The organism is Faecalicatena contorta (assembly GCF_001404335.1).
Taxonomy (GTDB): Bacteria; Bacillota; Clostridia; order Lachnospirales; family Lachnospiraceae; genus Faecalicatena; species Faecalicatena contortus_B.
The window spans coordinates 19,799-32,392 of the sequence record NZ_CYZU01000060.1 but is presented as its reverse complement, the minus strand read 5'-3'; the positions used below and the strand labels follow the sequence as shown (position 1 = coordinate 32,392).

Annotated in this window: 8 protein-coding genes; 7 read left to right on the top strand and 1 reads right to left on the bottom strand. The window is 46.9% G+C overall.

The annotated features are described in order from the left end of the window. The first annotated feature begins 640 nt into the window (after window positions 1-640). The 7 genes from ARB69_RS21555 to ARB69_RS21525 all read left to right on the top strand — a co-directional run bounded on the left by ARB69_RS21555 (window position 641) and on the right by ARB69_RS21525 (window position 11,227). Complete coding sequence (locus ARB69_RS21555) at window positions 641-2,542, top strand: endonuclease MutS2 (protein ID WP_050638908.1); 1,902 nt, start codon at window positions 641-643, stop codon at window positions 2,540-2,542. 97 nt (window positions 2,543-2,639) lie between these two features. After that, window positions 2,640-3,365, top strand: coding sequence for a MurR/RpiR family transcriptional regulator (locus ARB69_RS21550; protein WP_050638907.1), 726 nt, complete (start codon window positions 2,640-2,642; stop codon window positions 3,363-3,365). A 206-nt stretch (window positions 3,366-3,571) separates the two neighbouring features. Beyond that, a complete protein-coding gene (locus ARB69_RS21545; protein ID WP_050638906.1) occupies window positions 3,572-5,512 on the top strand; it encodes a beta-glucoside-specific PTS transporter subunit IIABC in 1,941 nt (646 codons plus the stop codon). Next, on the top strand, window positions 5,505-6,935 hold the full coding sequence (locus tag ARB69_RS21540) for a 6-phospho-beta-glucosidase (protein WP_050638905.1): 1,431 nt from the start codon (window positions 5,505-5,507) through the stop codon (window positions 6,933-6,935). Before ARB69_RS21545 ends, ARB69_RS21540 begins: the two co-directional genes overlap by 8 nt. 741 nt (window positions 6,936-7,676) lie before the next feature. Continuing rightward, complete coding sequence (locus ARB69_RS21535) at window positions 7,677-8,492, top strand: FAD binding domain-containing protein (protein ID WP_055154965.1); 816 nt, start codon at window positions 7,677-7,679, stop codon at window positions 8,490-8,492. Beyond that, window positions 8,493-8,960: a (2Fe-2S)-binding protein gene (locus ARB69_RS21530; protein ID WP_055154964.1), complete on the top strand. Its 468-nt coding sequence runs from the start codon at window positions 8,493-8,495 to the stop codon at window positions 8,958-8,960. Then, on the top strand, window positions 8,957-11,227 hold the full coding sequence (locus ARB69_RS21525) for a xanthine dehydrogenase family protein molybdopterin-binding subunit (RefSeq protein WP_055154963.1): 2,271 nt from the start codon (window positions 8,957-8,959) through the stop codon (window positions 11,225-11,227). The genes ARB69_RS21530 and ARB69_RS21525 overlap by 4 nt, the downstream gene beginning before the upstream one ends. Window positions 11,228-11,432: 205 nt before the next feature. On the opposite strand, the gene ARB69_RS21520 is transcribed toward ARB69_RS21525, so the two are convergent. Then, window positions 11,433-12,533 (bottom strand): glycerol dehydrogenase, encoded by a 1,101-nt coding sequence (locus ARB69_RS21520; RefSeq protein ID WP_050638901.1) that lies wholly within the window; start codon window positions 12,531-12,533, stop codon window positions 11,433-11,435. Window positions 12,534-12,594 lie beyond the last annotated feature (61 nt).

Here is a 12,594-nt window from a genome sequence, read left to right as displayed (position 1 = left end):
CCCGCCTAGAATTTCTTAGGTCCGCGGCCGCGTTTTTGAAAGGACATGGATGTTCTCCGGGAGGCTTTTGGCGATCCCTTCATGGAGCGTCCCCATCCGTGCCGCGACTAAAGCGCGTCACTAACTCCCGATTTTGATGTTGGCTGGGGTGTGAAATGTAAGTCGCAGAGGATACATATGGTATCAGTAAAAAATTCCTGTTGACAATCTGCACAAGTCCGGGATATAATAAAGAAAATTTTTCGAGAGAGGTAATGTATGTTACGTGTGGTAGTAATGGAGAATACGGCTAATTAAATAGTTGTGGGGAAGCAGCGTTGTCGTTTTTATGGGACAGCTGTATCCTTTTATCTGCCTTACAAAATGCGAACATACGCTTTGGATAGATATCTGTGATAGATGAGATTTGAAGAGCATGGCTGTATGGTCATGCTGTTTTTTTTTGTTATAGTATATTTATACGCCACGGAAGTAGTATGCCTGTATATGGGCAGATACTTTTCGTGGCGTTTTTTATTGAAATAAGCATACCTGCAGGGTACCGTATTATGCGGCTCTCCGGAAGGTTCCGATGTAAACGTTGGAATAAGGTTAAAATTCAGGACAAAATAACAGGTTGGTTATTTTTTAGGAGGTCAATATGTTAGATACAGAAAAAATACTAGAATTTGATAAAATAAAAGAACAGCTGGCAGATCTGGCATGCACGGAGGGGGCAAAAGAGCAGGCAAGGGATCTGAAACCATATCTGTCCGAAATTGATGTCAGAGCCAGGCAAAAGGAGACAACAGAAGCCCGGGATATGATTGAAAAATGCGGGACGCCGCCGATGACGGCGCTGCAGGGAATCGGGGAATGGATCGAGTTTGCTGGCAAAGGAGGGTGCCTTACCGCCGAACAGCTGGAATGTATTGCCGGGACTCTTACATCTGTAAGAAGGCTGAAGTCCTATCTTGAGAGAGGGAAGCAGTATGAACTGAGCCTGGCTTATTATGAAGAAAATCTGGACTCACTGGATGAGATCTGTGAAGAATTGAATCAAAAGATACGAAATGGTGAAGTAGACGACTATGCCTCTAAGGCTTTAAAGTCGCTCAGGGAGACAATTGACAGGACAGACGATAAAATGCACCAGAAGGCAGAAGCCGCACTGCGGGCAAACAAATCCTATATGTCTGATAGTTTCAGCACAGTAAAAAACGGACATCTGTGTATACCGGTCAAGAAAGAATACCGATTTAAGATTGCAGGTGCAGTGATTGACAAATCCGCTACAGGAAGCACCTTATTTGTGGAACCGGCTGCAGTTGCCGCGCTCTACGATGAACTGCAGGAACTCAGGATTGACGAGGAAAATGAGGTGATCAGGATTCTGTACACATTGTCGGGGCTGCTGTCTGATAAGGAAGAGATTATAAAGAAAAACAACAGGACAGTTGAAAAGCTGGATTTTATTTTCGCAAAAGCAAAGCTGAGCCTGGAAAACGGTGGGACCCAGCCGGAAATCAATACGGAACGCTATATCAAGCTGAAGGACGCAAGACATCCTCTGATGGACAGAAAAGTCAATGTACCTTTGAACTTTGAAATAGGGAATGGTATAAACGGTGTTATTATTACCGGCCCCAATACCGGAGGAAAGACAGTGGCAATCAAGACTGTAGCGCTTAATTGCATGATGGCGCAGTGCGGAATGCATGTCGCATGTGATCATGCAGAAATATGCATGAATAATGCGGTGTTATGTGATATCGGGGATGGACAGAATTTGTCTGAGAACCTGTCCACATTTTCCGCACATATTACAAATGTATTGGATATACTAAAAACAGTGAGCCGCGAAAGCCTGGTTATCATGGACGAACTGGGTTCCGGCACAGATCCGGCAGAGGGGATGGGAATTGCCATCGCCATTCTGGAGGAACTGAAAAAGAGCGGGGCGCTGTTTCTGGTCACCACACATTATCCGGAGGTAAAAGAGTATGCCAAACGGGAAGAGGGAATCGTGAATGCGAGAATGACCTTTGACAAAGAGAGCCTGCGTCCGTTATATCAGCTGGTCATCGGAAAAGCAGGAGAGAGCTGCGCTTTCTATATTGCAGGTAAACTGGGGATGCCGGGTAATATGCTCCGAACCGCAGCCAAAGCTGCCTACGGAGAGGAGGCAGAGCAGGACTTTCAGACAGAGACGGACAACCAGGAACTAAAAAGACATTCTTATCCAAAGATACAGAAAAAGAAAAAAGTTGTAATGCAGGAGAAGGCAGCAAAATACCAGCTGGGAGACAGCGTGATGGTCATGCCGGATAAAACAATAGGAATCGTCTGCCAGACTGCGAATGAAAAGGGAGTACTCCGTGTACAGATGCCGGATAAAAAAATATGGATCAACCACAAAAGAATACGGCTGCACGTTCCTGCAGACCAGTTGTATCCGGAAGATTACGATTTTTCCATCATATTTGACAGTGTTGAAACACGGAAGACAAGACATGATATGGAAAGAAAATACGTACAAAAGACACTAAATTGTGACGAGTAGTTCAAAGGGGTCAGACCCCTTTGAGCAGCGCTGAAGTTATTGACGCACAGGTACTGCATTGATATAATAAATTCATGATACATCAGTGAGGTGAAGCATGTTTAGTTACGAGGTTCTGCAATCGTTGAATGATTTGGAAATGCTTGTTTACAGCTACATCATGGAGCACAAGGAAGAGGTACAGTATATGACGATCCGGGAGCTGTCACAGGCCGTGCATGTTTCGACATCCACGGTGGTACGGTTTTGCAAGAAAGCTGGATGCGACGGTTATTCGGAATTCCGTGTGCAGTTTAAAATGTTCCTCAAAAAAGAAAAAGAGAACAAAAGAAAACTGACTTCTGATGATAATATTGATGAAGTGATTCATTTTTTCCATATGGTTACATCTACGGAATATGAGGAGCGTATTTCCAGGGCGGTTCAGGTGATTCAGGATGCGGGGCAGCTGATTTTTATCGGGATCGGGACATCCGGTATATTGGGGAAATACGGCGCCCGGTATTTTTCGAACCTGGGAAAGTACAGCCAGTATATTGAAGATCCCTATTATCCTGTACGGGAGGACTTGAAGGACACTGTGGTGATTGCCTTGTCCGAATCGGGGGAGACCCAGGAGATTGTGAAGCTGGCAGGCAGATTCAAGGAACATCACTGCAGGCTTGTGAGTATCACAAACGGGGCGGGGTGCACACTGGCTAAAATGGCGGATTGTCCCCTGGCTTATTATGTGTCCGAGCGCAAGATTAAAGAAGAATATAATATCACTACGCAGGTTCCGGTGCTGTATTTGATAGAAACAATAGGAAGGCGGCTTTCATAGCTGCCTTCTTATTATATTGAATAGGAAAGCGCCCTGGCATTTCTAATACATGCCGGCAGGAAACACCTTGTTTTTTCTCTGAAACAAATTTCTTCCAGGCATATAAATTTCTAAAGAATGTGAAATACTATGAATTTGAAAGCAATTATGTATAATGAAAATTACAGAGCAGCCGGTGCGAAATTGAGAAGAAAGGGGTAGCTGAAATGGCTATTGATTATGGGAAAACGGCCAGGGAACTGGTACAGGAACTTGGCGGTGACGGAAATATAACAAATGTTGCACACTGTGCGACAAGACTCCGTTTTATATTAAAAGATGAAACAATTGTGGATGCAGCAAAAGTATCTAAGATTCCGGGGGTAATAACCACGGTACGGGCAGGCGGCCAGTTTCAGGTGGTCATCGGAAACCACGTAAAAGATGCATACGAAGAGGTACTGAAACTGGTATCTATCAATGAGAAACAGTCAAAAGATACCGGGAAAAAGGGCGGAGTTTTCAGCAGAATTATCGACATCATATCCAGTATCTTCGCACCGTTTTTGTACACCCTTGCAGCATGCGGTATTCTACAGGGAATCCTGGGGATATTTGTGGCGCTGAATGCCATTGACACAACGGGGGGAACCTACCAGATCCTGAATTTCATTTCCTGGACGGCATTTACCTTCCTGCCGGTCCTGATTGCAGTTACCGCATCAAAAAAATTCGGGGTAAACACGTTTGTGGCGGTCGTAATAGCCTGTGCGCTTGTAAGCCCGGACTACATGAATATGGTAAATGCCGGACAGGATGTTTACTTCTTGGGTATTAAGGTGCAGCTTTTAAGCTACACATCTTCTGTTATCCCGATCATTCTTTCCATTTGGATTGCCTCCTATGTACAGAAGTTTTTTGACAAATACCTGCCGATTGTAGTGAGAAACCTGTTTTCGCCGATGTTTACGATCGTGATTATGGTACCTCTGACACTGCTTGCATTCGGGCCTATCGGAAATACGATTGGAGGCGCGATTGGAGGGGCTTACAATTACCTCTATGGTTTGAGCCCGATTGTGGCAGGTGTAATCGTGGGCGGTCTGTGGGAAGTTCTGGTTATCTTCGGTGTACACTGGGGCATTACGCCGGTTACTGTCGGAAACTATGCAAACCTGGGATATGATACATTTACCGGGCTTCAGGCCTCAGCTGTATTCTCCCAGGCAGGAGCCGCACTGGGCGTATTCCTAAAGACAAAAGACAAAGACATGAAAGGGGTATCACTTTCAGCAGCAGTTACCGGTCTTTTCGGTATCACGGAGCCTGCCATTTACGGCGTTAACCTGCGGCTTAAGAAACCAATGATCTGCGGATGCGTGGCTGGTGCAGTCGGCGGCGGTATCGCCGGGGCTTTCAATGCCGTATCATGGGGATACAACATGCCGGGGATCGCAACCCTGCCGGCCTATTTCAAAGCGGGTCATATGTCACAGTTTACAGGACTTCTTATTTCCATAATTGTATCATTTGTTCTGGCCATCGTGCTGACTTACATCGTTGGTTTCGATGAGGATGTTCCGGAAAATGAAGCTGCAATTGAAACAAATGATACAAAATTGACTGCTTTCTCAAATGAGGAACAGAAAGAGAAAGACGGCGCTCCGAAACTAACAGAAAGCGGAATCCAGGGCTTCGGGATTGAGATGGGAAGCCCCGTAAAGGGAAAAACAATCCCGCTTTCACAGGTAAATGACGAAGCATTTGCTTCCGCTGCAATGGGGGACGGACTTGGTATCATACCTTTGGAGGGAAAAATATATGCCCCTCTTGACGGAACTGCCGAAGCCGTATTCCCGACCGGTCATGCCGTGGGGCTTGTTACAGAGGAAGGCAGAGAAATCCTGATCCACATCGGAATCGACACCGTACAGCTGGAGGGCAAAGGTTTTCATGCCCATGTGGAGCAGGGGGATAGAGTGAAAAAAGGGGATCTTCTGATCGATTTCGATCCGGAGCTGATTCAAAAAGAGGGCTACGATCCAACCGTAATCTATATCATAACTGATATGGAACAGGTGGCGAAGCTGAATGTCCGGACAAATCAGTATGTAGAAGTAATGGAAACGGTTATGTACGTGGAAGGAAAGGAGCATACAAATGGATAGATTGCCGGATAATTTTCTTTGGGGCGGCGCGGTAGCCGCCCACCAGGTAGAGGGCGGATGGAATGAAGGCGGTAAAGGAGTCAGCATTGTAGATGTCCTGACCGGAGGGGCGCACGGTGTGGACAGAAGAATCACAGACGGTATCCAGCGTGACTGCTACTACCCTAACCATGAGGCAGTGGACTTTTATCATCGCTATAAAGAAGACATCAAACTGTTTGCCGAAATGGGATTCAAGTGCTTCCGCACATCAATAGCCTGGACCAGGATTTTCCCTTTGGGTAATGAAGAAACTCCGAATGAGGCAGGACTGCAATTCTATGACGACCTTTTTGATGAATTGCTGAAAAACAAAATAGAGCCAGTCGTGACCCTATCACATTTTGAAATGCCGTATCATCTCGTAAAAAAGTATGGGGGATGGAAAAATCGTAAACTCATAGATTTTTTTGTAAAATATGCAGTTACTGTTATGGAGCGGTATAAAGATAAGGTTAAATACTGGATGACTTTTAACGAGATCAATAACCAGAAGAATTATAAGTACCCTCTCTTCGGTTACACATGCTCCGGCGTGGTATTCACAAAAGAGGAGAATCCCGAGGAATGCATGTACCAGGTGGTGCACCACGAACTGGTGGCCAGTGCACTTGTAGTTAAGAAAGGACATGAAATCAATCCGGATTTCCAGATCGGATGCATGATAGCCTGTGTACCGATTTACCCATATTCCTGTCACCCGGACGATATGATGTACTCCGTAGAGGCTATGCATGACCGCTATCTGTTTGGCGATGTCCATGTACGCGGGGAATATCCTTCCTATATCTACAGAGAATGGGAGAGAAAAGGTTTTACGATTAAAATGGATCCGGAAGATGCAGTGGTACTAAAGGAAGGCACGGTTGACTATGTAGGCTTAAGCTATTATATGACCAATGTGGTCAAAGCAGATGTGGTCAGAGAAGGAAACGGGCTGGATGGCTTTCCGGGAAGTGTCAGCAACCCCTTCGTAAAAAAGAGTGACTGGGGCTGGCAGATTGATCCGGTAGGCCTGCGGTATGCTCTGAATCTGCTTTATGAGAGATACCAAAAGCCATTATTCATAGTAGAAAATGGTTTTGGCGCCGTAGATGAGGTGAACCCGGATGGTACGATAGATGATGATTACAGAATATCCTATCTGAGAGAACATATCAGTGAAATGAAAAAAGCTGTGCTCCTCGATGGCGTGGAATTAATCGGTTACACACCATGGGGATGTATAGACTGCGTATCCTTCACAACCGGGGAAATGAAAAAACGGTATGGATTTATCTATGTGGATAAGGATAATAAGGGGAACGGAACACTGGAAAGAAAAAAGAAAAAATCATTCAAGTGGTATAAAAGAGTCATTGAGAGTAATGGGGGGGAGGTGTAGAAAGGGGGGACGCTTACCAGGAGCCGTGACGGGCTGAGAAAAGCACCTGTCCTGTTGGAAATGCAGCCGCTGCGTCAAGCAACAGTAAGAGGGAATCCGCAAAATCAGCCTGAACCGAACACATTCACCGCTTAATCTGGTGATTAAGCGGCTCAGGTGTTCTAAAAAGCTGCTTCGGAAGCAGCTTTTTTCAGGCTGATTTTGCGGATTCCCTCTAACTGCTGCTAGACTCGCTGATAGCATTTCCAACAGGACAGGTGCTTTTCTCAGCCCGTCACGGCTCCTGGTAAGCTAGGTTCATCCTGTCGGTAAGTGGATTACTCGTTTGGGATTCCGGACCGGAGCTGCGGATGTGGACTGGCTGCGCTGATTGTTTATATATAGGTATGGATATTTTGCAGTTGTTGAAAAGTTGTTTTTGTTTTTTATGTTAAATTATAGAAAAATTCAATTTGTCGAATAGTTAAATTCAGTTAAGCAAGATGTAAGATACGCATAGCCAGTCCAGATCCGTTGTTTCGGTATGAGTTCCCAGCCGGGGAATGGGGGGCTTCCCCGGCCTCCCTGTCATGAAGCGTCCTCATCCGTCAACGATCCTAAAGTCCGTTGACTATAGCACAGATATTTTGACAAAATCAGCGTGATATGATAATATGGATAAGTACGAGGTGTAAATGACAGCTAGCATTTGCACCTTTTTTTCGCGCAGAGCAGAGAACGGGGATTGAAAGGAGAAAGGTTTTGCTTACGATTAATCATTATGTAAAAGCAAAAACACTGGAAGAGGCCTATGAGCTGAACCAGGCCAGAAATGCGCGCATCATGGGCGGCATGATGTGGATGCGTCTGGGAAATGCAAAGGTACAGACAATTATAGATATATCGGGCCTGGGGCTGGATCAGATTGAGGAGACAGACCATGTATTCCGTATTGGCGCCATGTGTACCCTGCGGCAGCTGGAGCTTCACGAGGGGTTAAGGGATATGTATGGAGATGCGGTTGCTGAGTCCGTACGCCACATAGTAGGAGTACAGTTCCGGAATCAGGCAACCGTGGGTGGAAGTATTTATGGGAGATTCGGCTTTTCGGATGTGCTGACCTGCCTGCTGGCTCTGGATACATTCGTAGAGCTGTATGACGGGGGAACGATCCGTTTGTCCGAATTTGTAAATAAAAAGCGGGATAAGGATATCCTTGTCTCTATTATCATAAGGAAGAGCGACCGAAAGCTCCGCTATTCCTCTGTCCGCAGGACAAAAACAGACTTTCCCGTGCTTTCCTGTGCGGTGGTTACCGGACCGGTGCATGGGAAAGAAACCTGGTATTTTTCAGTGGGGGCCAGGCCAATGAAGGCGGCGGTGCTGGAGAAAGAGTGGGAAATCCCGGACAATATTACAGAAGAGAAACTGGCCGAGTGCGCAAAAGAGGCTGCTGCGGGCTTTGTTTACGGAACTAATATGCGCGGGAGCGCCGAATACCGGCATCATCTGGCAGAAGTCCTGATCCTGCGGGCCATGCGTTCCATTTTGGCAGACCGTACACAGGAGGGCAGATAGATGGAAGTAAAATTCATATTAAACGGAAAACAGGCATGTGTGGAAGCGGCAGGCGATACCATTCTTCTGGATGTGCTGAGAGAACTTGGATGCCACAGTGTCAAATGCGGCTGTGAGACAACAAACTGCGGTCTCTGTACGGTGTGGATCGATGGAAAATCCCTCCTGTCCTGCTCCATTCTGGCGGCAAGTGTCGAAGGACAGGAAGTGACAACACTGGAAGGGGTAAAAGAAGAAGCCGAGGAGTTTGGAATATTTCTTGCAAATGAAGGTGCTGAACAGTGCGGATTCTGTTCACCTGGGTTTATTATGAACGTGCTTGCTATGGTGCGTGAACTGGAAGATCCGGGCACGGAAGAAATCAAAGAATACCTGTCAGGAAATCTGTGCCGATGCACCGGTTATATGGGACAGCTGCGTGCCATAAAGAAGTATTTACAGTGGAAAAAAGAGGAGGTGCGCTTATGAGAGTTGTAAACCAGTCCGTACCAAAAGTTGATTCACAGGCACTCGTGACCGGGAAAGGCGTATACACGGACGATCTGGCGCCTGGGGACTGTTTGATTGTAAAGGTGTTGAGAAGTCCCCATGCACATGCACTGATCAAGGACATCAATCTGACACGGGCAGCGGCAGTACCGGGAATTGAGTGTATACTGACTTACAAAGACTGCCCGGATAAACGTTTTACAATGGCGGGGCAGACTTATCCGGAGCCAAGCCCTTATGACAGGTTGATTTTGGATCAGCGCGTCCGGTTCGTGGGCGATGCGGTCGCCATAATAGCCGGGAAAACCAAAGAAGCAGTCAGCAAAGCTATGAAACTGATCAAGGTGAAATACGAAGTGCTGGAACCTGTACTTGATTTCAGAAAAGCAAAGGATAATCCCATCCTTGTACATCCAGAGGAGAATTGGAAGAGCCTCTGTCCTGTAGGGGCGGACAATCAGAGAAATCTATGCGCCCATGAGGCAGATTTCCAGGGGGATATTGAGGCAGTGCTGGCAGACTGTGAATATGTAATTGACAGAACCTATCATACGAAGGCAAACCAGCAGGCAATGATGGAGACTTTCAGAACCTGTACGTATCTGGATACCTATGGCAGGCTTAATGTTCTTACTTCTACCCAGGTTCCATTTCATGTGCGTAGAATTCTGGCCACGGCCCTGGACGTACCGAAGTCAAAAATACGTGTCATTAAGCCGAGAATCGGCGGAGGCTTCGGGGCAAAGCAGACGGTGGTGACCGAGGTCTACCCGGCGCTGGTGACCTGGAAAACCGGAAAACCAGCTAAGCTTATTTATACGAGAGAAGAGTCCTTCATCGCATCCTCACCACGGCATGAGATGGAAGTCCATGTCCGTGTCGGGGCGGATAAGAATGGAATGATCAAAGGGATTGATGTCTACACACTCTCGAATACAGGTGCTTTTGGAGAGCACGGTCCGACTACGGTGGGGCTTTCCGGCCATAAGTCTATCCCTTTGTATGGAAAGGCAGAGGCCTTTCGTTTTGTGTATGACGTGGTCTATACGAATGTCATGTCCGCAGGGGCTTACCGGGGATATGGCGCTACTCAGGGGATTTTTGCAGTTGAGTCCGCTGTCAATGAACTTGCGGCAGAGCTGGGCATGGATCCGGTCAAAATCCGTGAACTTAATATGGTAAAAGAGGGGCAGCTAATGCCTGCATATTATGGTGAGACTGCCAATAGCTGTGCACTGGACCGCTGTCTGAAACGGGCAAAGGAGATGATAGACTGGGATCACAAATACCCATGCCGTGATATGGGCAATGGGAAAGTCCGGGGCGTTGGAGTTGCAATGGCTATGCAGGGATCCGGCATCTCAGCGGTGGACACTGCATCGGTGGGAATCAAGGTGAATGACGATGGCTTTTACAGCCTTATGATCGGGGCGACAGACATGGGAACCGGATGCGACACCATATTAGCCCAGATGGCAGCCGAATGTCTGGAGTGTGAGATAGAAGAAATCATTGTGCATGGAGTAGATACCGATGTATCCCCTTATGACTGCGGTTCCTATGCGTCCAGCACCACCTATGTGACAGGTATGGCTGTTGTAAAGACCTGTGAGACACTTAGAGAGAAAATCTGTGTCAGAGGGGCGTCATATCTTGGATGCTCTGTGGAAGATGTGGAATTTGATGGGGAACGAGTTCTGGATCTGAAAACCGGAAGGAGCATATCAAGGGCTGACATCGGCAATCGGGTTATGTGCAACAATGAAGAAGCACTCTATGCCAGCGAGGCATTTACCTCACCGGTATCACCACCGCCGTTTATGGTGGGCATGGCAGAGGTAGAGATCGATAAAGAGACGGGAGAGCTGGAGCTGGTTGATTATGCTGCAGTCGTAGATTGTGGAACCGTAGTCAATCCGAATCTGGCCAGAATCCAGGCGGAGGGCGGAATAGCCCAGGGGATAGGCATGGCCCTGTACGAGGATATCGTATACAGCGAAAAGGGAAAAAATTACAGCAATTCTTTTATGCAGTATAAAATCCCGAGCCGGCTGGATGTAGGAGAGATCCGGGTGGAGTTTGAGAGCAGTTACGAGCCGACAGGCCCCTTCGGTGCAAAATCCATAGGAGAAATCGTCATCAATACGCCGCCCCCGGCAATCGCAAACGCAGTTCAGAATGCAGTGGGAGTGATAGTGCGGGAAATGCCTATTACATCGGAAAAAATCTATAAGGGGATGCGGTGAGATAGTTTTTTGCGGCGGGGGCGCCTGTCCTGAGAGGTTCACCTGCCGTGGTGCGGAGAAAATGGGGATGCCCCTTTTTGGAAGCAGATCACTTGTAAAGAACGGCTAAATGGAAACCCTGCCGGATTTTGAGACACCAGAGACATTCACTGCACAATCTTGATGATTGTGCAGCGAATGTCTCTTATTGAATCCAAAGTTTTTCTTAAGCTTCTCCCAGGAAGTATCTGCCGTATGCATCGGCGGCTTTGATTGCTGCGCATACGGTTTCTGGGGTGACTTCGAACGGCAGGTTATGCAGGGTGTCATTTTCTGCGCATGCTGCGGTGGCAACGGCCATGAGTTTTTCTTCGGTTACTTCTTTGATTCCCAGTTCTTTTAATGTTACGGGCAGGCCCAGTTCGATGCAGAAGTCGATGATTTCCTGGAGTTCTTCTGCGGGGATGTTTTCGAGTACCAACTGGGTGATTGTCCCGAATGCTACTTTTTCGCCGTGGTACATGTGGTGGCAGTCTTCCAGAACTGTCAGGCCGTTGTGGATGGCATGTGCTCCTGCGAGTCCGCCGCTTTCAAAGCCGATTCCGCTCAGCAGGGTGTTGGCTTCTATTACTTTTTCTACAGCTGCGGTGCATGCTCCTGCTTCCAGTGCAAGTTTTGCTTTTACGCCTTCTTCCATTAATGTATCAAAGCATAATTTTGCCAGGGCCATAGCTGCTGAGGTCACTTTTCCGCCTGCACAGGTAGCGGCGCCTTTTGTCTGTACCGCTCTTGCCTCAAAATATGTGGCAAGGGCATCCCCCATGCCGGATACGGTTAAACGTACCGGTGATTTTGAAATAATGTCCGTATCCATCAAGACCATATTCGGATTAGCCGGAAGGAATAAATACTCCTCAAATACGCCTTCATCCGTGTAGATCACAGAAAGAGCGCTGCAAGGAGCGTCCGTAGATGCAATGGTAGGGCACACCAGAACCGGCGTATGTCCATAATAAGCCACTGCTTTAGCCGTATCCAGAATCTTTCCGCCCCCGATCCCAATCACAAGATCACAGTTTTCCTTCTTCAAAATCTCAGTAAGACGATTAATTTCATTCTTGCTGCATTCACCATTAAAATAATCATATACGATTTCAAAATCCTGACCGGCAAAGCTTCCATCAACAATATTGCCGATCCGCTTATAACCAGATTCTGTAATAAGAATCAAAGCCTTCTTCCCATACACCTTCGCATAATCACAGAGCCTTGCCATCTCGTTAGCACCCTGTACGTATTTGCCCGGACTAATTAAAATATTTGCCATTTGTAATTCCTCCTAAATCAATCAGTATGTTATTTTATTAACAATCATATTATGCACTGAT